General features: G+C 46.2%; 15 protein-coding genes. 11 read left to right on the top strand and 4 right to left on the bottom strand.

Annotation, left to right across the window (positions count from 1 at the left end):
- The first annotated feature begins 3 nt into the window (after window positions 1-3).
- From ACTD55_RS01520 to ACTD55_RS01505, 4 genes are all read left to right on the top strand, one after another.
- Window positions 4-297 carry a YeaC family protein gene (locus tag ACTD55_RS01520; protein ID WP_438862537.1) on the top strand — a complete coding sequence of 98 codons (294 nt, stop codon included), beginning with the start codon at window positions 4-6 and terminating at the stop codon, window positions 295-297.
- A complete protein-coding gene (locus ACTD55_RS01515; RefSeq protein ID WP_438862536.1) occupies window positions 287-3,061 on the top strand; it encodes a DUF349 domain-containing protein in 2,775 nt (924 codons plus the stop codon). The genes ACTD55_RS01520 and ACTD55_RS01515 overlap by 11 nt, the downstream gene beginning before the upstream one ends.
- Window positions 3,062-3,381: 320 nt before the next feature.
- The gene (locus ACTD55_RS01510) at window positions 3,382-4,146 is read left to right on the top strand and encodes a class I SAM-dependent methyltransferase (protein WP_438862535.1); all 765 of its coding nucleotides are present in this window, start codon (window positions 3,382-3,384) and stop codon (window positions 4,144-4,146) included.
- A gap of 213 nt (window positions 4,147-4,359) precedes the next feature.
- On the top strand, window positions 4,360-5,955 hold the full coding sequence (locus ACTD55_RS01505) for an MFS transporter (protein WP_438862534.1): 1,596 nt from the start codon (window positions 4,360-4,362) through the stop codon (window positions 5,953-5,955).
- 8 nt (window positions 5,956-5,963) lie between these two features.
- Here the strand turns inward: ACTD55_RS01505 and ACTD55_RS01500 are convergent, their stop codons facing one another.
- Complete coding sequence (locus ACTD55_RS01500; protein WP_438862533.1) at window positions 5,964-6,599, bottom strand: DNA-J related domain-containing protein; 636 nt, start codon at window positions 6,597-6,599, stop codon at window positions 5,964-5,966.
- A 379-nt stretch (window positions 6,600-6,978) separates the two neighbouring features.
- Between ACTD55_RS01500 and ACTD55_RS01495 the strand changes: the two genes are divergently transcribed.
- The 7 genes from ACTD55_RS01495 (at window position 6,979) to ACTD55_RS01465 (ending at window position 15,803) form a co-directional block, all read left to right on the top strand.
- On the top strand, window positions 6,979-8,646 hold the full coding sequence (locus ACTD55_RS01495) for a ribulokinase (RefSeq protein ID WP_438862532.1): 1,668 nt from the start codon (window positions 6,979-6,981) through the stop codon (window positions 8,644-8,646).
- Window positions 8,643-9,341, top strand: a complete 699-nt coding sequence (locus tag ACTD55_RS01490; protein WP_438862531.1) for an L-ribulose-5-phosphate 4-epimerase — start codon at window positions 8,643-8,645, stop codon at window positions 9,339-9,341. Before ACTD55_RS01495 ends, ACTD55_RS01490 begins: the two co-directional genes overlap by 4 nt.
- Before the next feature lie 88 nt (window positions 9,342-9,429).
- Window positions 9,430-10,935 carry an L-arabinose isomerase gene (gene araA / locus ACTD55_RS01485; protein WP_438862530.1) on the top strand — a complete coding sequence of 502 codons (1,506 nt, stop codon included), beginning with the start codon at window positions 9,430-9,432 and terminating at the stop codon, window positions 10,933-10,935.
- Between the two features lie 106 nt (window positions 10,936-11,041).
- Complete coding sequence (locus ACTD55_RS01480) at window positions 11,042-11,650, top strand: HAD family hydrolase (protein WP_438862529.1); 609 nt, start codon at window positions 11,042-11,044, stop codon at window positions 11,648-11,650.
- Between the two features lie 109 nt (window positions 11,651-11,759).
- Entirely contained in the window at window positions 11,760-12,725 is a 966-nt protein-coding gene (locus ACTD55_RS01475; protein WP_438862528.1) for a hypothetical protein, read from the top strand.
- A gap of 19 nt (window positions 12,726-12,744) precedes the next feature.
- Window positions 12,745-13,824: an aldose epimerase family protein gene (locus tag ACTD55_RS01470; protein ID WP_438862527.1), complete on the top strand. Its 1,080-nt coding sequence runs from the start codon at window positions 12,745-12,747 to the stop codon at window positions 13,822-13,824.
- 59 nt (window positions 13,825-13,883) lie between these two features.
- Entirely contained in the window at window positions 13,884-15,803 is a 1,920-nt protein-coding gene (locus ACTD55_RS01465; protein WP_438862526.1) for a glycoside hydrolase family 97 catalytic domain-containing protein, read from the top strand.
- 192 nt (window positions 15,804-15,995) lie between these two features.
- On the opposite strand, the gene ACTD55_RS01460 is transcribed toward ACTD55_RS01465, so the two are convergent.
- From ACTD55_RS01460 to ACTD55_RS01450, 3 genes are all read right to left on the bottom strand, one after another.
- Complete coding sequence (locus tag ACTD55_RS01460) at window positions 15,996-18,509, bottom strand: glycoside hydrolase family 95 protein (RefSeq protein ID WP_438862525.1); 2,514 nt, start codon at window positions 18,507-18,509, stop codon at window positions 15,996-15,998.
- A 1-nt stretch (window position 18,510) separates the two neighbouring features.
- Complete coding sequence (locus ACTD55_RS01455) at window positions 18,511-20,595, bottom strand: alpha-L-arabinofuranosidase C-terminal domain-containing protein (protein ID WP_438862524.1); 2,085 nt, start codon at window positions 20,593-20,595, stop codon at window positions 18,511-18,513.
- A gap of 99 nt (window positions 20,596-20,694) precedes the next feature.
- Window positions 20,695-21,732, bottom strand: coding sequence for an alpha/beta hydrolase (locus ACTD55_RS01450; RefSeq protein ID WP_438862523.1), 1,038 nt, complete (start codon window positions 21,730-21,732; stop codon window positions 20,695-20,697).
- Between the last annotated feature and the right edge of the window lie 328 nt (window positions 21,733-22,060).

The raw sequence follows: 22,060 nt of genomic DNA, 5'->3' as shown, positions 1-22,060 counted from the left end.
AGTATGTCGATGCAAACCTTAGTCAATGCCATGTCACCTGAAATCTATCAGCGCTTATTGCAAGCGGTTGAAACCGGTAAATGGCCCGATGGCACCGTATTAAATGAAGAACAGCGTGAAAATAGTCTGCAGGCGGTGATGTTATATCAGGCCAAAGTATTAAAATCAGACGAGCATATGTCAATCGGTGAAGATGGCCAGATTGTGCAAAAATCCCGTCAGCAGTTAAAACAAGACATGGCCCAGCAAGCCTATAACTCTAATCCTATAATGCGATTCAACTCGGATGATATTTAAATCTCTTCTTACTCCTAAGTATAAAAACAAAAATCCTCAGGTCAGAATTAGCGCCATTGCCGGCTTGTCACCGACGGATCCTGAACAACGAACTCAATTGCATGAACTGGCTTTTAATGACGACAACACCCAAGTGCGTCTTAGTGCCTTACATCGACTGAATCAGTTTGTGCTGTGGTGGAAAATAGCGGAAACCGACAAAAACGCTCAAGTCAAAAAGCAGGCTTATCAAATTGTTGAACAACAATTGCTAGCAGATGAACCTGAATTACTGAATGTTGCTGAGCGCAGTCAGTTTATTAAAGAGTGCACTAATAATGCGTTATTAGAAAAAATTGCCCGCCAAAGTAATGATACCAAAGTGGTGCTGGACATATTGCAGCGCCTAAATCGGCCTCAGCTAAACAAGCAACTGTTTTTTGCCACTGACAACAGTGAACTGCAACTCGCATTGTTGAATGAGTTTAATGATATTGCCAGCTTGCTGAAAGTATTGAAAAAGGCGTCCAGCCCCCATGTGCGTGAGCTGGCCGAGCAAAAACTCCAGCAGCAGCAACAACAGCAACAACGTAGTCAGGACGTAAATCGTCAAGCCCGTTTGCTGTTAGCCAAGTTGGCCGCATTAGTGGACGTACCCGACTACCAGCGGCTGCTTGATTCACAGACCGAGTTAAATACCCAATTCGAACAGTTAAGTAATGAGTTTAACTTGTTAGCCACAACTGAATCGGACGAGTTCACTGGGAAATATCAGCAGATCCAGGTCAGTTTGCAAAACCGCCTCGAACGGCTTTATCCAGATTGGCACAAACAACAGCAACAACAAGTTAAATTAAAGGCTGAAGCCGAAAAACTAGCTGGTTTAGAGCAACAGATAAGCCTGATTCAAAATGCATTAAACGGTGATATTGCCAGCATTGACGAGGACAGAAATCAACTATGGCTCACGCAGTTGCAAGATATTCACGGGGATTTGGTTAATATTGCTAATCAACAGGCCCAAGCGTTATTAAAACAGTCAGCCCAATTACAACGCACCCTTGGGGCGTTGCCACAGATCCAACAGGCGAGAGAGCAGGGCGCGACACTTTTACACGCATTGAATGAGTTAGTCTTACCTGAAAACATCGAACAGTGGTTAACGGTAAAGCGTGATTTTGACGAGCTTAAACAGCAATGGCGTGATTTAAAACAGATTAGTCCTGCAGATAGCTTGGGCGACGTCGCTAATCAATGGCATCAATTGGTTAAACAATGGAATAAAACCATCCGTGAACTGGAAACCGATATCAACCAGCAACTGGATGATGCCCGTCAGCAGTTATTTAAGTTTGATCGCTTAATTAAGGTTGGTAAATTTCATGGGGCGATGGCATTGCATCGTAAATTGACCGCAGCAGTGCAAAACTTGCCGGACGCTTATCGTCAGAAAATACAGGCCAAATTGGATAGTGCCACCGAAGAAGTCAGCAAACTGCAGGATTGGCAAGCTTATATTGCCGCACCGCGTAAACCTGAATTACTGCAAGTGATTCAAGAGCTGGCCGAACAGCCTAAACCGGTTGCTGAGCAAGCTGAGCTGATTAAGCAATTACGCCAGGACTGGAACAGTTTAGGTAAGCTGAACACCCCTGAAGATGATGCTCATAATCAGGCATTTGATCAATGGAGCGAACAAGCGTTTCAGCCATGCCGTGAGCATTACCAGCAGCAGGAACAGCTGCGCAAAGACAACCTGATGCAAAAGCAGCAGATTATTGGCGAACTGGAACAGCTGGCTACCTCAGCGCAGGATAATGCTGAAAAAGTAAAACAGTTTACCCGATTGGAGCAACGCTGGTTTAAAACTGGCGAAGTGGATCATAAAGTCCGCCAGCAGGTAAATAAGCAATATCAGCAAGCCAAAACCGCGCTAAAAACGATTGCGACTGACTTTTATCAAGATAATGAACGACGCAAGTTACTGTTAGTTAAACAGGCCGAACAACTTGGTAGTATTGAAGATACCCAACAGGCAATTGAACAGGCCAAACAACTACAGCAAAAATGGAAAGAGATCGGTTCGGCCGGGCGCAAACAGGACGAAAAATTATGGCAGCAATTTAGAGCGCTGAACAATGTCGTGTTTGATAAACGTCAGGATGAACAAGCACAACAAAAAGCCTCGGAACAGCAGCATATTGTCCAGCTTGACGCGTTACAGCAACAATGGAAAGCGCTCACTAATGATGCTCAAAGTATTGCTGACCTGCAGCACACTCAGCAATATCAGCAGGATATGCAAACCCTAATCAATGAACTGTCGCCTCCAGCGATGAAAACGTGGCGGGGGAAAGTCGAAAAATTACTGCAACTGCAACAAAGCCGAGTTGACCAACTGCAACAGCAGGCCGAATTAAATCGTTTTGAGGAGTTATTTACTTTGTTAGCTAATTGGCAACAAGGGGATTTACCAGATGACGTTGATGCACTGCCGAATGCCTGGCAACAAGCCTTGCGGGTTAATCAGCCAGATGCGCAAAAACGTCATTCACTAACCCTGCAAATGGAAATTCTGCAAGAAGTGGACTCGCCAAGTCAGGATAGTGGTTTACGCAAGCAAATCCAGCTACAACTGATGGCCGACAAATTACAAACTGGCGTTCAGCCCAGTTTGGATGAGTTGTTAATTCAGTGGTTGCAATGTGGGGCGGTGGTGAAGGAGCAACAAGGCTTGTTGCAACGCTTAACCGCATTGGATTTGGCTGCGGCAACCAAAGGTTAAATTCAGTATAAAATCTAAAGGGGAGTATATCACGACTCCCCTTTACCATTCCCGTCACCCTTGCCGTAAAAACATAATCGCTTTATTCAACTCAATGACTAAACGCAGCCAATCCACATCCTTTTAGAGACTGCTTTTTCGCCAATTCTGGCTTGAATATCGATTGGCGTATCGGCAAACGTTGATGATTACGGTAAAGGGTATAAAGCCAAGCAATGATGGTGTCATTCTGGTTGTCCTTTAGATTGGACTTTTTTTATAACTAATTGATTTACCTTAATATGCAGAGTAATGTTGGCTAAATTAAAGAGGGAACCTGAATGAAATATCTAACTGCAAAAACGCTATTGGCAATAAGTTTGCTGTCACTCTCCGCTATCGGTCATGCCAATCCATCAACCCAACAGGTCATCAAGTCAGCGGTTGAAAATCCTGATCGGCCTGACGCGGATCGGGTTAAGGATGCTAAACGCCAGCCAGAGCAAATTATCAACTTTTTCAATGTGCAACCGGGTACCACAGTGCTGGATGTGCTGGCAGGTAGCGGTTATTACTCGGAAATATTGTCCCGTGTCGTTGGTGAGCAGGGCAAAGTGATTATCCATAATGATAAGCATTTTCTGAAATACTATGGTGAAAGCCTGTCCAAACGCTTAGGTGATGGAGACCGACTCGCCAACACCGTGCGCATGGATGTTTCGCTGAATAACCTTGAACTGGAAGAAAATAGCGTTGATACCATTTTCCTTATTCTGGGCTATCACGACTTTTTTTATGTTATGAGCGAAGCCGAGAAGATCAACGTCACTAAAGTATTGGCCAAATTTAGACAATTTTTAAAACCCGGCGGGATTATTGGTATTGTCGATCATGAAGCCATGGCAGGTGCGCCCAGCAGTGTTGGCGGTACGTTGCATCGAATTGATCCGGCCATCGTGAAAAGCCAAATGGCTGACGCCGGTTTTACTCTGGACGGTGAATTATCCATATTGCAAAACAACACCGACGATAAATCGAAAAAGATATGGGATATCCCCGGCGGTATGACCAGCCGTTTTGTATTGCGATTTAAAAATACTAAATAACGACGTGAGTTGTGCTCGGTTAGTCAGGAAGGGCTATTTTCAATACAAATAGCGGGAATATTCCTTCCATTTCATTTTTCTACATTGATCTATCCCAAGCTTTATTCAGATAACCGCATGATTTTTTAATATATAAGCGTTTGATACTGGTCAATTCCACTGTAATTAGGTTCAATAGGGGATTGAATCAAGTTGTTTCAGGATAAATATTTAGTGCAGGTTAAAAGTTATTCATTTCATCATCCCCTAGCGTTCTGGATGGGATGTGTGTTTATTACCTTGGGCGTGTTATCGCATATTCCGATGTTTGTGCATGCCTCGCATATGGGCTACCGGATGGTGGGTATGCCGATGGGTAATACCATGCTGGTGGGAATGGCATTGATCCCGATGGGATTAATTTTTGCCTGCTATGGAATGATGCCGAGATTAGCATTGTTACGCCAAAATAACTGTACTGCCGCGATACATTTTCATGTTGCGGATCATAGCCCGCTGAATTGGGAACACTGCAAACTGGTGTTTGCCTTATTGGTGGCGGTTGTTGTGGATGTGATGAAACCGGCCACACTTGGTTTTGTGATGCCCGGGATGGTCAATGAGTATCAAATAGACTCTGAAACAGTGGGAACACTGGCGTTAATCGCGTTAACCGGCACGATGCTTGGTTCCATATTATGGGGCCGTATGGCGGATATGTTAGGTCGCCGTGCCGCTATTTTATTATCGGCGTTGATGTTTATCGGTACATCCATTTGTGGTGCGATGCCAAGTTTTGAGTGGAATCTGGTCATGTGCTTTTTGATGGGATTGTCCGCGGGGGGGCTGTTGCCTATTACCTTTACCTTAATGGCTGAAATGATCCCTGCCCGTCATCGTGGTTGGTTGCTAGTGGCGTTAGGGGGCGTGGGTACCGCTGCCGGCTATCTATTAGCCTCGGGAGCCGCCGCCATTTTGGAACCACTATTTAGCTGGCGTATTTTATGGATGTTAGGTTTACCTACCGGTATTGCGGTTATTGTTCTTAACCGTTATATCCCCGAATCCCCCCGTTTTTTAGCCAATGCCGGTTTACGTAAAGAGGCGCGGGCGATACTGGCGCAGTATAACGGTGAAGTGGATAGCGAAGATCAGATCACAGAGCCAGAACAAGCCGTTGATAACAGTGGCTTTTTACATTCCATCAAAGGCATCTATGCCAATATCACCGTCGCTTTACTTGGTATCGGACTCGTGTGGGGCGTAGTTAATTTTGGCTTTTTATTGTGGTTACCGACTAATTTACGCGATATGGGCATGAGTGCCGAAACCACTAATGTACTGTTGGCGCAATCCGGATTATTGGCTTTGCCGGGTATTTTGGCCGTGGTGTGGTTGTATCACCACTGGAGTAGTGTAAAAACCCTGGTGTTATTTGTTGGGATGACCGCCGCCAGCCTAATGCTGTATTGGCTATTTGAATTATTCGGGATGGTGTCTAGCAGTACTATTATTGTTGCTACCGCGTGTTTGTTGGTCAGTTCCAGTGGCGTTATTGCCATGCTAATCCCTTATGCGGCGGAAATCTATCCGGTGCATTTACGTGGTTCTGGCACCGGAATTGTGGCAGCAAGTTCTAAATTTGGCGGAATAATGGGGGCGATATTGGGCATTATGGGGATCTTTAATAGTTTGTCTTTCTCTGCACTCTTAATCGCACTACCTCTGTTGTTTTTTGCCGTGGTTTTACTTAAAAGTGGAATTGATACCCGGGGGAGACGACTGGAAGATATTCAAGCCGAGTTTGCCAGTAAAGGTAAACTGCTCTAGGTTGCCCGTTAAAACTGGTATTTTAAACACTGGTAAGCCTGTTGCAGTTTTTGCGTATAGCCGGTTTCACCACCTTTATCCGGATGATGTTGATGAAGTAAACGTCGATATTGTTGTTTTAACGCAGAAGGGGAGGTGAGCTCAGCTAATTCCAGTATTTGCATGGCGTCCTCGACACTGATATGCGCTACCAGATCGTTGGCTGGAATCTTACCTAGTTTGGCCCAAAAGGTATCTAATAACGTTTCTACCTCTTGTTGATCGGTATCGGTAAAATTATCCCAATTTAGATAATATTCACGCAGTTTGTCCTGTTGCTGCAATCCATAGCTTCCTTGCTGCCACGGGCGCATTTTTATCGCGGAACAATGAATGTCCAGCTCAGCATGTTGTGCTTCTATCCACTCATCTCTTAATTGATAAAGGACGTTAAACAATAAAAAGTGGGTCTGAAACATCATTAATGGATCGGCGAGCAAGTTGTCGTTATAAAATGCATAAGGCGGTTTTTTCAGCCTTTGCAACAAGTCATATTCCGAAATACCGTCAGGATACAGGGGCAGAATATCTTGCAAATATCGCTTTAATTGATGTTTATGTAGATGGGCTTGACTCATGTACGTAAGGGTATGAGATATAGACATAAAATGCCAATACTCTGGCCAGCTGAATCACGTGGTTATGCAAAGGACGCATCACTCCAGTCAACGTGTCTGCCGCCTGTGATACCTCATCATGTTAAGACTGATATGACATTGCCTTGCTGTTTTGTAATATAAAATTAACAAGGTGTGTCGTTTGTCTGAGCTAAGTGTTCGCTAATCCGCCCGCTAAAAACTCCATTTTACGGTTAATAGTCCAATAAAATTAAGGGATCTAACTTGTTCTATATTGATAGGTCATAGCAGCGGTTAGACTTAAGAATATTGCTATAAATTCTTTACAATTTCTTAATATTGATATTATCATACAAATAGATTTTAAGAATACTTATTGCTAAGTAAAAATTTAAAAAGGTTTTGTATGTCGCGTTATGCACTTGGTCTCGACTATGGTACTGACTCCGTCAGGGCATTGCTGGTTGATACCGCCACCGGGCAGGAAGTTGCCAGTCATCTGGTGTTGTATCCAAGGTGGACTGAAGGCTTGTATTGTCAACCTGGCAAGGACCAGTTCAGACAACACCCGCAGGATTATCTGGATAGTTTGCAACTGGTATTGACCGGTTTATGGCAAAACGCGCCGGCAGGTAGCGCCGACAACGTAGTCGGTATCAGTATCGATACTACTGGCTCAACCCCAGTCGCGGTTAATGAGCAGGGCAACCCTTTAGCGTTAACGCCGGAATTTAGTGACAATCCCAACGCCATGTTTGTGCTATGGAAAGACCACACTGCGATAAAAGAAGCCGCTGAAATTACCGCCGCTGCCAATGCGGCATCGGTTAACTATCTTAAACACATGGGCGGTATTTATTCCTCTGAATGGTATTGGGCCAAAGCATTGCACGTACTCAGGCAAGATCCAGAGGTACGTGATGCTGCCTATTCCTGGGTAGAACACTGTGACTGGCTGACCGCCGAATTAACCGCCACCACCCATCCGGATAAATTTGTGATGGGTCGCTGTGCCGCGGGACACAAGCAAATGTGGAATGCCGAATGGGACGGTTTTCCGCCTAATAGTTTCTTTACCAGTATTGATCCGTTACTGGACGGCTTGGTCGATACCTTGAATCCAAACACTCAACCTGCAGATCAGGTTGCCGGACAACTTACTGCGGATTGGGCGAAACGTCTGGGATTGCCCACCGGTATCCCGGTCGGCTACGGTGCTTTTGATTGTCATATGGGAGCAGTCGCCGCCAGTGTTAAACCTGGCGTATTAACCAAGGTAATGGGGACATCGACCTGTGATATTACCGTTACCTCCAAACAGCAGCTTGGTGAGCGTTGTGTGAAAGGAATTTGCGGTCAGGTTGATGGTTCGGTACTACCCGGCATGATTGGACTAGAAGCAGGACAATCGGCATTTGGTGATCTGTACGCCTGGTTTAAAAATGTATTGATGTGGCCAGTGCAACAGGTATTGCCGTCAATAGCATCGCAGGATCCGTCATCAACCAATCAGCTGGTTGAGCAAATTGAACAACGTATCTTAGTTGAGCTTTCCTACGCAGCCCAAGCCGTGCCGGTAGGCAGCAGTCGAATTACGGCATTAGATTGGGTTAATGGACGTCGTACTCCAGATGCCGACCAGTCAGTCAGTATGGCCATCAGTGGTTTGAAAATGGGCAGCGAAGCGCCGCATATTTTTCGGGCACTAGTAGAGGCGACCGCCTTTGGCTCAAGAGCCATTACCGAACGTTTTCGAGATGAAGGTGTGCCGGTTGAGTCGGTAGTGGTGATTGGCGGTATTTCGAAAAAATCCGATTTTGTTATGCAAACCTGTGCCGATGTGTGGAATTGCCCCATTGACGTGCTCGAAAGTGAACAAAGTTGCGCCTTGGGCGCAGCCATTTTTGCGGCTGTTGTTGGTGGTGCACATGCCACTGTGGCCGAGGCTCAAGCAGTGATGGCGTCACCGGTATATAAAACGTACTTGCCAAATCCTGAGCATGCCGCGCTATATGATAGCTTGTATAAGCGTTACCTATCCTTGGGAGATTATGTCAACGGAGGTGCCGTATGAGTTACAAAGAATTAAAACGTCAGGTGTATGAAGCCAATATGGAGCTGGAACATCGCAATCTGGTGACTTATACCTTTGGTAATGTCTCTCAGGTTGACCGTCAGCAAGGCGTTGTCGCCATTAAACCCAGTGGCGTGCCTTATGCAGATTTAAAAGCCGATGATATCGTGATTGTTGATATGAACAACAACATTGTAGAAGGGCGCTTTAACCCTTCATCGGATACCAAAACCCATACATATCTATATCGTGAATGGGGTGACATTGGTGGTATTACTCATACCCACTCAACCTATGCCACCGCATGGGCACAGGCGCAACAACCAATCCCCTGTTATGGAACGACCCACGCCGATTATGTTTACGGCGAAATCCCCTGTGCGCCAGTGATGAGTGACGAACGTATCGCCAAAGATTATGAAGATGAAACCGGGGCGCAGATTGTTGAATGTTTTGCTACCCGCTCCCCGGACGAGTCACCGATGATTATTGTCGCCGGCCACGCGCCCTTTACCTGGGGTAAAGATGCGGCCAAGTCGGTTTATCACGCCGTATTATTAGAAGAAATTGCCAAAATGGCTTATTTGACGCGAACCCTGGCTCCTTCGGTCAAACCTTTAAAGCAAGGGCTAGTCGACAAGCATTATCTACGTAAACATGGCAAAAATGCCTACTATGGTCAGACATCATCCTAAGCATCAGTCAGCAACAGAGTTGAACTAGTTAAAAATTGCAAAGGTGATAACAATATTGCCGTTACTACCAAAAGTTTAAGAGGAATTTATGAATAAAGTCGCCAATAAAGAAGTTTGGTTTGTTACCGGATCACAAGATCTGTATGGACCCAAGGTACTGGCTACCGTTGCAGATGACAGCCAGGCAATTGTTGCCGGCTTTAATCAATCCGCCCAGTTTCCGTTGAATATAGTGTGTAAGCCTACGGTTAAAAGTCCACAGGAAATCCATCGTGTTTGTCAGCAGGCAAACTCGGATGAAAATTGTGTGGGATTGATTCTGTGGATGCACACTTTTTCTCCCGCCAAGATGTGGATTGCCGGCTTAAATGAATTGCGTAAACCGTTCATGCACTTGCACACCCAGTTTAATGCCAAACTGCCTTGGTCAGAGATCGATATGAATTACATGAATACTCACCAGAGTGCTCATGGTTGTCGTGAGTTTGGCTTTATCGGTACCCGTATGCGTATCGAACGCAAAGTGGTGGTGGGGCACTGGCAAAAACCGGAAGTGCAAAGCCAGATTGATGACTGGTGTCGTGCAGCGTTAGGCTGGGCTGAAAGCCAAACCCTTAAAGTCGCGCGCTTTGGCGATAATATGCGCCAGGTTGCGGTAACCGAAGGCGATAAAGTAGCGGCGCAAATTCAGTTCGGCTACGAAGTACATGGGTTTGGAGTCGGTGCGCTTGTCGAAGTGGTTAATCAAGTGTCCGATGCCGATGCCAAAGCCCAACTGGATTTGTATACCCAGGATTATGTGGTGTCTGATGAAACGCTCAAAGACAGTACATTACGCCAAATGCTGGTTAATGAAGCCAAACTGGAACTGGGTATGCGCCAGTTTTTAGAGCAAGGTAATTTTAAAGCTTTCACCAACTGCTTTGAAGATTTATACGGTCTGACCGGATTACCGGGTTTAGCGACCCAGCGTTTAATGTCACAAGGTTACGGTTATGGCGGTGAAGGTGACTGGAAAACATCAGCGATGCTGCGCATCATGAAAGTGATGGGACAGGGGCGCAAGGGCGGTAGTTCCTTTATGGAAGACTACACCTATAACCTTCAGGAGCCTGCTGACCAGGTACTTGGCGCGCATATGCTGGAAATTTGTCCGTCGATTGCGGCTAAAAAACCGAGTCTGGAAGTACATCGTCATACTATCGGGGTCAAATGTGATGTGGCGCGCCTGTTATTTACTGCGGCACCGGGACCAGCGATTAACGTATCGCCCATTGATATGGGTAACCGTTTCAGAATTTTAATCGCTGAAGTAGATACGGTTGCTCCTCCGGCTGATCTGCCACATTTACCGGTAGCATCTGCCTTATGGGAACCTAAGCCCAATCTAGCGACTTCTGCAGCTGCATGGATCCATGCGGGTGGAGCGCACCATAATGTTTATAGTCAGGCGGTAACGACGGATATGGTGATGGACTTCGCCGAAATGGCCGGTGTTGAAACTGTCGTTATTGATGAAAATACCAACATCCGTACATTCAAAAATGAATTACGTCAAAACGCAGCATATTATCATCTAAGTCGAGGGCTATAGCGCCTTTAGCGGCAACCGTAAAAGGTTGTCGCTGTATACCGTCATCAATCAACAGTGCTATCCTGTGATGCATTTCCAGTTTTTATTTGTTTTGGAGTTTTTCTGAATGTTGGATCTTAGTAAGTATCAGGGGATCGTATTTGATATGGACGGGACTTTGATTGATTCCATGGGATCGCATTTGCGCGCCTGGCAACAAACCTGTGAGACCTTTAATTACCCGTTTGATGTTGATTATATGCATGGTTTGGGGGGCATTCCGACCCGTAAAACAGTCGAAATTCTGAATGACAAATATCAAAAAGAGCATGATCCCGATGAGGTGGCGTTACATAAGCGAGATTTCTGGCTGGCGATGGGTGAGTCTCCCGTCATTATTGAAGAAACCGTAAATGTGCTTAAACACTATCAGGGCAAGCTTAAAATGGGTATCGGTACTGGCGCTGAGCGTCCGCATGCAGAACAAATGCTGCAAGATACCGGACTATTATCCATGGTCGAAACGCTGGTAACCGCCACAGATGTGACACATGGCAAACCTCATCCGGAAACCTTCCTGACAGTAGCGCGTAATATGGGCATAGAACCACAGCACTGTGTGGTGTTTGAAGATACCCAAATCGGTTTTGAAGCGGCAACCCGAGCTGGAATGGATTGTATTTTGGTACAAAACGGCCAGATACAGATGGAAGGGTTATCCCGTCTCCTGAAGTAATCTATTTACAATTATTACTTTTACCTTAACTTATTTGCATTTAGCACTTGCGATCGCCAGTGCAATTGTAATACAAAAGTATAATAATTGTTCTAATTCGGTGAATAACATGAAAACGAGTACCAACAGTAGTACGCGTATTAATAATATACTTGCGCAAAATGCAACCGAGTCAATTAATTCACAGCGTAGACGCTTTATGCTCAATACCGCTCTTGGTGCATCCTGTCTGAGCTTGTTACCAACCGCGCTGGCCACATCAGCTGTGCAGCCAGAATCACTGTTTTTTGATCAACGTTTGAATAACTCGCAATGGCAACCGGTAGTCTGGTTTAATGGTTTGGATCGTCACCTTGTTAGTCGCCATCCTAATCAGCCAGAAAATATTATTTTGCATCAATTTGCGGGCAGTTTAAGTGCCAGTGCGGCGTCGTTAAAGCTTGATGAAACGGTACGTCAATTGCTTTTGGGGCAGACACAACCGGCTAATCCGCGCTTACACCAAACACAACAACAATTTTTTCTTACCTTCTGTAGCGGTAGTTCACCTTCTTCAATGCAAGGCTATGTTGCGGTAGCGGATCAGATTAATGGACCATATCGACTGCAACGTACAGCACCGCTTGCGGCCGCTACTGAATTGTCATTGTTTGATAATCAGCATGGTGAAACCTATGCACTGATATCCGATGGCGAGATGATTTCGGTAACGCCATTTCATCCACAAACACAACGTTCAGGTAAACGCACCGCGTTATTGATGTCCTCATCACTGAAGGGGTATACCGCTAATGCGCCAGCTCGGGTTACGAGTCCGGTAATGTGCTCGTATCGCGGCGGTTTAATGCTGGCGTGTGTGGAACAAACGGGACAACAATTGCTGCAGTTACAGGCTACTCAACTCCACGGAAATTGGCAGCTGAGTTCATTTCAGGACATAAACGATATTCAGTTAACCACTCTGGCGTTTGATTCAAATAGTCAGCTTTGGTCTGCTAGCGCGTCGTCTAGTCAATCGGGGCACCCGAAAAACAATGTCAATCTGACTCCCATAACGTCCGTGCAGCGGGCATGATTTCAATTAGGATATAGATATGAACACCTTACCCAGTACTCGTCAGAGTCACTATGGATATTTAGCTGATGGCACTGAAATTACTCAGGTTGAATTACGCAATAGTAATGGTATCGAAGTCGATATTATTGGCTATGGTGGCATTATTACCCGGTTGTTAACCGCAGATAAAAATGGCCAGTTTAAGGACATCGTGTTAGGTCTGGATGATCTCGACAGTTATGTCAAATCCAGTCCCTATTTTGGCGCGCTCATTGGCCGTTATGGCAATCGTATCGCCAAAGGTAAATTCAGTTTACAGGGTAAAACCTACCAGTTGGATATCAATGATGGTGAAAATCATCTGCATGGCGGCTCGCGGGGCTTTGATAAAAAAGCCTGGGATATGGCGCCATTTGTGACCGAACACAGTGCCGGTGTGGTGATGAGCCTGATTAGTCCCGACGGTGACCAAGGTTATCCTGGTACGCTTACAACCGAAGTGGTTTATGAATTAACCAATGAAGATGAGTTGGATATCCGTTATCGCGCCACGACGGATAAGCCAACGATCATCAATTTAACCCAGCACAGCTATTTCAATCTGGCCGGCAAAGGCACCATACTCGATCATCAACTAATGATGAATGCGGCTAAAATAACCCCGGTTGATAAAGGCTTGATCCCCACAGGTGAACTGGCAGATGTCACTAATACCCCTTTTGATTTCAGACAATTAAAGGCGATAGGTAAGCAGATTAACGACGATAATCAGCAACTGGCTTACGGTTTAGGCTACGACCATAATTTTGTACTGCCGGATAAAAAACAGGGTGAAATGTCACTGGCGGCCAGAGTGGTTGAGCCAACGACAGGGCGCATTCTGGAAGTACATTCTGAGGAACCGGCGGTTCAATTTTATTCCGGTAACTTTTTAGATGGTAGCCTGAGCGGTAAAGGTCGTTCATTCGAACATCGAAGTGGCTTTTGTTTAGAGCCTCAGCACTATCCTGACTCACCCAATCATGACAATTTCCCCTCTACAACATTACTACCGGGGGATACCTATAAAACCCGGATCAGCTATCGCTTTTTGACCACGGCGCAAGATTTGGCGTAACGCCTGATTCAGCAACCTGTCCATGGCGACAGGTTGCCTTTCAAATAAAGGACACTTCGATGCAAAAGCTCATACTGTTTTGCGGTTTAATGCTGTCATTTGGCCTGCAGGCTGCTTGGCAGACAGAATTGGCCAGCCCGGATACCCACCTGCGTGCCACGCTTTGCTTAACTGAGAGTGGCCAGTTGCGTTACCAGATTTTCTCTAATCAACAGGCCATTTTAAAACCTTCTCCGTTGGGGCTTGAATTGGATAAAGTCAGTTTTAAGCAGGGGCTGAAGTTTGTCTCGATGTCATCGGTAGAAAAAGTGGATGACCATTACCGGATGTGGACCGGCAAACAAAGAAATATTGATTATCAGGCAAATCAACTAAGGGTGAATTTTGTCAATAATGACCAACAAAGTCTGACGATTATATTGCGTTTATCCGATGACGGTTTGGCGTATCGCTATGAACTTAGCGGTTCGTCTGTTTCAAAATATAACGTTACAGCAGAATTAAGCGGCTTTCATTTTTATCCCACGACTCGCGCCTGGTTGCAATTTAAAGCCGACGCGCAAACAGGCTGGAGCAACACTAATCCTTCCTATGAAGAGGATTACCTGCAGAATATTGCGGTGGGAACACCATCACCTACTCAGGCTGGTTGGGTATTCCCAGCCTTGTTTAAATACAAGGATACCTGGATAGCCTTGTCCGAAACAGGCATGGACGGGCACTACAGTGCCACTAACTTAGCCCAGTACAGTGATGATGGATTGTACCGGATTCGTTTCCCTGATCCGGCAGAAACCGTCACGCCGGGCCAGCATTTACCCCAGATTAGCTTGCCTTATCAGACCCCTTGGCGATTGGTGGTGGTGGGTGACTTAGCCACCGTAACTAATTCGACTTTGGGTACGGATCTGGCCCCAGCAAATCAGCTAGCCGACACTGATTTTATTCAACCGGGTATGTCGGCATGGAGTTGGGGATTACTCAAAGATGACGCCACCGTTTACCCGGTACAAAAACAGTTTATTGATTATGCGGCTGACATGCATTGGCCCTATGTGCTGGTGGATGCTGACTGGGATCAGAAAATCGGCTATCAAAAAATCGCTGAGCTGGCGGAGTATGCAGCGACCAAAAACGTTGGTCTGTTGCTTTGGTATAACTCATCGGGTGACTGGAACAAAACGGTATTTAGCCCCAAAAGTGTGCTATTAACCCATCAGTCGCGAGTGGCGGAATTTAGCAAGCTGCAAAAAATCGGTATTAAGGGAGTAAAGATTGATTTCTTTCCCGGCGATGGGGCGTCCGTTATGCAGTATTATCTGGATATTCTTAAAGACGCGGCTGACCATCAGTTGTTAGTCAATTTCCACGGTGCCACGTTACCCCGCGGGATCCAGCGAACTTTTCCCAATTTTGTGACCGCCGAAGCGATTAAAGGTTTTGAAATGATTACTTTTTCGCAGAATGTGGCCAACAATGAAGCAACCCATGTCGCCATGTTGCCCTTTACCCGCAATCTGTTTGACCCAATGGATTTTACCCCCATGGTGCTGGGTGATATTCCCAACATCGAGCGCAAAACCACTAACGGATTTCAACTGGCGTTACCGGTGTTATTTATCTCCGGTATCCAACATCTGGTCACTACGCCTGAACAAATGGAACGGGTACCGCACTATGTTAAATCGTATTTGCAGACCATACCCGGTCAATGGGATGAAAGTCGTTTTATTCAGGGATACCCCGGTAAACTGGCAGTTATCGCCCGGCGCAGTGGCGATACCTGGTATGTGGCAGGTGTTAACGGCGAGCAACAGGCCAAACATCTAAATCTCGATTTAAGCTTTATGGGGCAAAAAGAAGGGGTGTTGATCACCGATGGCAAGCAGTCTCGTTCATTTTCTCAAATCCCGGTCAGTACTGGCAAGTTAGCGGTTTCCGTCCAAGCGGCGGGCGGGTTTGTGATGCAATTTAATTAAATTAAAATAACTCCGGCTTGGAATAAGTCATGACACTCAATAGCGTCGCTATGGGCACAAATGTCGTCATTGAGTAAAATGTTATCCGAGTAGCTACCTTTGATTGAAGACACCTATAGAATGATGATCATCAAAGGATTGCACTGTCTGTATTAGCAGGCAGTGCGAGTTTGTATGCTACAAGCCAGTCGATTATTCACCCCAGATATAACTTTGCCCTGCCTGGGTACTAACATCTATCAGCGATAAATTTGCCAAAGATAAGGTGGGCAAATTCAGATTAGTGTGTTTTAACGGCGTTTTAAGCGTGGGCAATTGATAAAAAGGGTTTGGGTTATTGCCATGAGCCTTGTTAGTGGTAATACCTTGCGCTTTTGGCAACGGGGCGTAACTGCCAATGCGCAGATTACCGCCTAGACGAGAGGTGATTTTTAGATAGGTCACTTTACTTTGTTGCCAGTGCATATCGACGATAAATCCGCCTCGAGCCACCAAACCGGTTACCTTGCCTTGCGGCCAGGCTTGCGGCAGGGCGGGCAAAAGATGCAGATAGCCATCATGACTCTGCATCAGCATTTCAGCCACACCGGCAGTAAATCCGAAATTGCCGTCAATTTGAAAAGGCGGATGAGCGTCAAACATATTGGCATAGGTACCGCCAGCCTCACCTGAATTTGTGGTAACCAGCTGAATTTGATCCCGGATCAGTTTTAATGCGCGGTTACCGTCAAGTAAACGTGCCCATAAATTGATTTTCCAGTTCATTGACCAACCGGTTGACGGATCACCTCGCTGCTCCATTGTCACACGTGCCGCGTTAAATAAATCCGGAGTACGGGTAGGGGATATCTGGTTGCTTGGATACAAGCCATACAGATGCGATACGTGACGATGGTGATCAGCCGGATCATCCCAGTCGTCCATCCATTCCTGCAATTGATGATATCGACCTATTTGCATGGGTGGCAGTTTATCCAGCAGTTTTTGCCAGACTGGTGTTGATTGCTGATCCAGCCCCAAGATGTTGGCAGCATTAATACTGTGGGTGAATAAATCAAACAGTAACTGATTATCCAAGCTGACCCCGGCGGCTATCTTTTTGCCGGTTATTCCGGCGGCGTTTTCCGGTGACATGGAAGGGGAGACTATTAGCCAGCCGGTCTTCTGGTCGGTGATCAGAAAATCTTCAAAAAACTCACAGGCTCCTTTCATGATTGGATAAATACGCGCTAAATAGGCTTTATCACCTGAAAATAGATATTTTTGCCACAGGTGCTCTACTAGCCAGGCATTGCTGGTGGGCCATGCCCCCCAAGACCAGTCGACTCCACCGCTGATGCGCCATATATCGGTATTATGATGAGCCATCCAACCCCTTGCGCCATACATTTTGCTGGCCGCCATCTTGCCGGTTTCCGACAGGTCTGTAATGAGTTGCACCAAAGGCTGGTTCAGTTCTGCCAGTTGGGTTGTTTCTGATGGCCAGTAGTTCATTTCCAGATTGATATTGAGCGTGTATTTGCTGTCCCAGGGAGGCAGCGAATGGGGATTCCAGATCCCCTGTAAATTAGCCGCCTGAGTACCGGGCTGTGAAGATGAAATGAGTAAATAGCGACCAAACTGAAAATACAGGCTGACCAGCGCAGGATCATTCCGTTTGGCAAATTCCCGAATGCGGACATCAGTAGGCTCATTGGCATACGGGCTACTGCCAAGATCCAGTGATACGCGATTAAAATACTGTTGGTAGACGTGACTGTGTGCCTGTTTGGCCGATTGGTAAGCGTTAGCAGATGTGGCTAAGCTCTGTTGCGCCGTTTGCAGATAGTGTTCCGCTCGTTCCAGGGCATTGGCACTGATATCGGCATAGTTTACGAAGTTGGTCGCAATAGACACGGCAATCAGTATCTCCGAGGCTGATGAGACGTTAAGTGTATTGCCTTGTTGTGTAATGTTGCCGTCACTGTTAATTACCTTGGCAATATTGGCCAGTTTTACTTGTCCTTTAATACCTTCATGATCAGGGGAGGTTCCTTGCATCAGCAATGTGCCATTGCGCGCATCAATGTTGACCGGCATGGAATTGGGATGTGACAAGGATAAAGATACATTGAGTGCGTTTGGCTTACTGGCGCTGAGATGGATCACGATGACGTTATCTACTAACGAACTGAATATTTCTCGTTTATAGCTGACCTCTCCCACCTGATAACTAACCTTGACCAGCGCGTTTTGAAGATCCAGTTCACGATAGTAATGGCTATAGTGCTGGTGCCCGGTAAAGTCCAGTTGCAGTGTGCCAGCGGACTGGTAGGGCATACCTTGAGACCCTTGACTGGTGATGTTTTTTTCAGCCAGTTGTGACGCAGAAACATAATCGCCGGCATTGAGTCGTTGACGTATTTCGGGCAGCGCGTCCTGCGCGTTTAGATTTAAGTTGTTATGTGGGCCGCCTGCCCAGAAGGTATCCTCATTCAGTTGAATAGTTTCGTTCGGAACACCACCATAGATCATCGCGCCTAACCGACCGTTACCGACCGGCAGCGCTTCCTCCCACTGCGAAGCAGGCTTGTCGTACCATAGCTTTTGAGCGCCGGTGTTGGCAAAAGACGGCTGCAACCCTGCAAGTAGCAAGCAGGACGTGTAAAGTCCTGCCAATACAAGTTTGCCAACAATAGTTGCCGTGCAGCAAAAATAGTTTTTCATGCTAGGCGGCACTAAAATGGTAAATTTCCACACTCAGCGGCGCGATTGACAACGGGCCTTGCGTGTCAAATTTTGACTCTGTAGTCAGTACTTCAGGTGGCTTGCCGAGCTGATTTCTGGCATCAACGGATTTGCCAGTAAATTTCCAGCATGTTCCCTGTTTGGAGGTATTAAAGTGCTGCAAATTCAAATCCAGATCATGCGTGCTGCGGGTCGCGTTAATCACCGATACGATCAGCGTATCACCAGATTCATTCAGCGACGCCGAGACATCCAGAGGATAGGTAGCACTCCCTGAATTGACTTTGGGTTGATCGCCTCCAATCGGGTATTGGGGAGCCGGTTGAGGTGAATTGCCATTTACCGCCACAGGCGTTACCCCATAGTGTTTATTGAACAATTGGAAAACCCGGCCTTTGGTACTGATGATTGACTGGGTACGATTAAAGTCCATCCAGGCCGTTGCCATGGTATAACCGGCCATATCGATAAAGTCGGTATGACGATAGAATTCATGCAAGGTCATCGCGATGGCGAGTGCGCCTTTCAGATCATCCTGAAAATGGTATGCCCATTCATCAAAAAATACTTTGACCGAGCCTTTTTCCAAAGCTGGAAATGCTTTTTTATATTCTTCCCAGGCATCAACCATGGTACGAACTCTGTCCGGTGGCTGACGAACCGACTCCAGCAATGTCATATCTACGTCAAATAATTTGCCGGTTGCCAGGTTGAAACGTTTGCCTTCCGGAGGGTAGGCGTGAGTGGCCAGCGCATCAAACTTGCCCCAGCTTCCTTCCAGCATGCCGTAAGCCCAGTCTCTATCCGACCCCACTTTAACCTGTGGTTGTCCTTCGATAAAAATGCCCTGACCGGTGGTCATTTCGTCCACAAATCCACCGGGCGCAACGATATAAATTGACGGATCGACGTCACGCATCGCATCAGCAAATAAATTATGCTTGGTGACATAGTGTTCCCGTGACATATGCCCACGTTGCCAATGTCCATACATTTCATTACCAATATTCCAGTATTTAACCTTATACGGTTCAGTGTGTCCGTTGGCCGCACGTTTTGCTCCCCATTCGGTGTTTTTGTCGCCGTTGACATACTCCACCAATTCAGCACCGGAGCGTGGCTCACCGTAACCCGTATTGACGCACCAATAGGGTTCGCACTGAATGAGTTGACACATTTGCAGCAGTTCATCTACGCCAACGTCGTTAGGTTGAACGGCTTTCCAGACCGGATCCAGAATGGGTGGACGTTTATCCGGGTCGCCGACGGTATTTTTCCAGTCATAAGCGGAAATAAAGTTACCGCCGGGCATACGCAGCATTTTGCAATCCATTTCTCGCATTAGTGCAATAGTATCGGCACGAAATCCACCAACATTGTCGGCAGGCATCAATGATACCGCCCCAACTCGCAACGTACCTTCGCCTTTAGCAACAATTTCCAAGTGGCCAGAAGTGGTATCTGCTTCAGGTGAAAACTGGAAGTTAACCGTATTCCAGTCTTTTGACGATTTCACCGTTACCGTTTGACGTTGTTGCTTGCTTTCCCCCCAAATAAGGGTAATGAATACCTTTTTGACGTCACTGCTGTTCAGTACTATTCGACCTTGATAGGCCTTATTTCCGGCTAGTGCCAGGCCATTTTGGGCGATACCTCGATAATTATTGCTATCAAGATGGATAACCGGGCTATGCTCGCCGACATAGGGACGATCCGTATCCAGACAGATCGCCGACATGTCACCGATTACGGTCCACTTGTTTACAAAGCTCATTGCGGCACGTCTGTCGGTGGGTTTGGTTTCGGCCTGTGCCAGTACCCCATAGTAGAATTTCCGATCGTCGAGTACTTCACTCCATAAACTATGATTGATTAAATTACCAATGTGTTCGATAAAACCACCGTAGATATAGGGTGATACGTTGGGGAAAGTGTGGGTCGGGTCAATTACTGCCTTGATGCTGTTATCGTCCATACCGAAAACGGGTAACACCTGACTGCCGGCCAATGCAATGGTGCCTTGCAAAAAGGTTCTTCGCGAGATGGGTAAAAAAGAATTTTTCATTGATTTCTCCTATGCCGAAGGTCGTAAATAGCTAGTTGGGTCAGGGTAAAAGTGTGGATGTGAGGTTTTAGTCATGGTTAATAGCATTATGCCAGCCTGTTAATTTTGCGCCTGAGCGAAGGTTTCATTTAAAAAATGAATCATGTCAGTAACAGCCGGGAAAGCTAACTCAGAAAAACAGCCACTTGAATAGGCTGGGCAGCCACTGTCCAGAAAGCCGTGAGTTCTGTCGTTAATGATTTTGAAGGTTACCGGTTGACCCGCTTTTTTAAGGGTATCCACATAATGCTGGGCCGATTGTGGTGTGGTTAGTGTGTCGTCGCGGCCTACTAATACAAACTGTGGGGGGAAGGCATAAGTATTGTGGGTAACAATATAATGATTGGGGGACGCAGCCTGATAATAATCCGCATTATCCTCGACGTTTATTTTTGCGCCAAATAAGCCTCTTGGCGTTGCATTAGCCCATTTCCAAAACGGGTTACTGGCCGATTCAAAGCCATTTTTGGCTGACGCATATAAATCAAAAGCGGCATAATTCAGAATGGCAGCCTGTACCTTAACGCCATCTTCATCGGCGATTTGTTCAGCTGTTTTGTTGGCAGGCAGATAGCTGGGCGTAAAACCTAATGTATTGCCAGCGAAACCGTCGCTTTCCAGCTGGCGCCCGGCTAACGTCACCATGGCGGCCAAATGACCACCAGCGCTGTCGCCAGTGACCGCGATTCGCTTGGGATCACCATTGTATTGTTGAATATTATCTTTAACCCACAGTACGGCGCCCATCGCATCTTCAACAATTTCATTGGCTGTAGTGGTGTTATCCAGACTGGCCAAGGTTCGATAATTGCTGTTTACCACTACCATATTGGCGTTGGCGGCAATGTAATGAGCTAAATCTGACATGATTTCTTTGGTATTAAGCAGCCAGCCCCCGCCGTGATAAATAATCAAGGTTGGCATATTTTGAGCGTTATTATCCGGTACATAAATATCAGCCGTTAACGGAAATCCCTTGGGTTTCGCCCAGATAACATCTTTGTGCAGAGTGACCTTATGTTGGGCGAAGGCACAAGGTGTACCGACGGTTATCGCTATTAACAAAAAACTGATATAAGTTAATGATTTAAATCGCATATTTTCCCTTGATAGTTTTATGTTAGCTACTGCCACTGGATTCAATCAGGTTGTAATCCGCTTGATGTTAGCACTATAAAAAATGACCAATGTTAAATATTATTATCACACTTATTATGTTATTTAACATTGTGCTTACATCCGGGAAGGTTTGTCTGTACTTTGCGTAAAACAATTATTACTGAATGCTGGAACTGTACCAGTCAGGAGAAACACTGAATGAAACTAAAACATTTGTATCGTCCTATGCTCGCCACCTTAATATTGCTATCACCATTAGCGATGGCCACAACCAAGGTGACGCTGGATGTTGAGCATCCCGGGGCCA

Origin of the sequence: Neptunicella sp., from assembly GCF_048268085.1 — a bacterium.
Taxonomy (GTDB): Bacteria; Pseudomonadota; Gammaproteobacteria; order Enterobacterales; family Alteromonadaceae; genus Neptunicella.
The sequence above is the reverse complement of the archived record's forward strand: the minus strand, read 5'-3'. Positions and strand labels throughout refer to the sequence as shown.

Excerpts from the sequence above, each read along its gene's own strand:
- ACTD55_RS01520 (WP_438862537.1), top strand. The coding sequence starts at position 4 with ATGTCGATGCAAACCTTAGTCAATGCCATGTCACCTGAAATCTATCAG.
- ACTD55_RS01515 (WP_438862536.1), top strand. The coding sequence starts at position 287 with ATGATATTTAAATCTCTTCTTACTCCTAAGTATAAAAACAAAAATCCT.
- ACTD55_RS01510 (WP_438862535.1), top strand. The coding sequence starts at position 3,382 with ATGAAATATCTAACTGCAAAAACGCTATTGGCAATAAGTTTGCTGTCA.
- ACTD55_RS01500 (WP_438862533.1), bottom strand. The coding sequence starts at position 6,599 with ATGTCTATATCTCATACCCTTACGTACATGAGTCAAGCCCATCTACAT.
- ACTD55_RS01495 (WP_438862532.1), top strand. The coding sequence starts at position 6,979 with ATGTCGCGTTATGCACTTGGTCTCGACTATGGTACTGACTCCGTCAGG.
- ACTD55_RS01490 (WP_438862531.1), top strand. The coding sequence starts at position 8,643 with ATGAGTTACAAAGAATTAAAACGTCAGGTGTATGAAGCCAATATGGAG.
- araA (WP_438862530.1), top strand. The coding sequence starts at position 9,430 with ATGAATAAAGTCGCCAATAAAGAAGTTTGGTTTGTTACCGGATCACAA.
- ACTD55_RS01480 (WP_438862529.1), top strand. The coding sequence starts at position 11,042 with ATGTTGGATCTTAGTAAGTATCAGGGGATCGTATTTGATATGGACGGG.
- ACTD55_RS01475 (WP_438862528.1), top strand. The coding sequence starts at position 11,760 with ATGAAAACGAGTACCAACAGTAGTACGCGTATTAATAATATACTTGCG.
- ACTD55_RS01470 (WP_438862527.1), top strand. The coding sequence starts at position 12,745 with ATGAACACCTTACCCAGTACTCGTCAGAGTCACTATGGATATTTAGCT.
- ACTD55_RS01465 (WP_438862526.1), top strand. The coding sequence starts at position 13,884 with ATGCAAAAGCTCATACTGTTTTGCGGTTTAATGCTGTCATTTGGCCTG.
- ACTD55_RS01460 (WP_438862525.1), bottom strand. The coding sequence starts at position 18,509 with ATGAAAAACTATTTTTGCTGCACGGCAACTATTGTTGGCAAACTTGTA.
- ACTD55_RS01455 (WP_438862524.1), bottom strand. The coding sequence starts at position 20,595 with ATGAAAAATTCTTTTTTACCCATCTCGCGAAGAACCTTTTTGCAAGGC.
- ACTD55_RS01450 (WP_438862523.1), bottom strand. The coding sequence starts at position 21,732 with ATGCGATTTAAATCATTAACTTATATCAGTTTTTTGTTAATAGCGATA.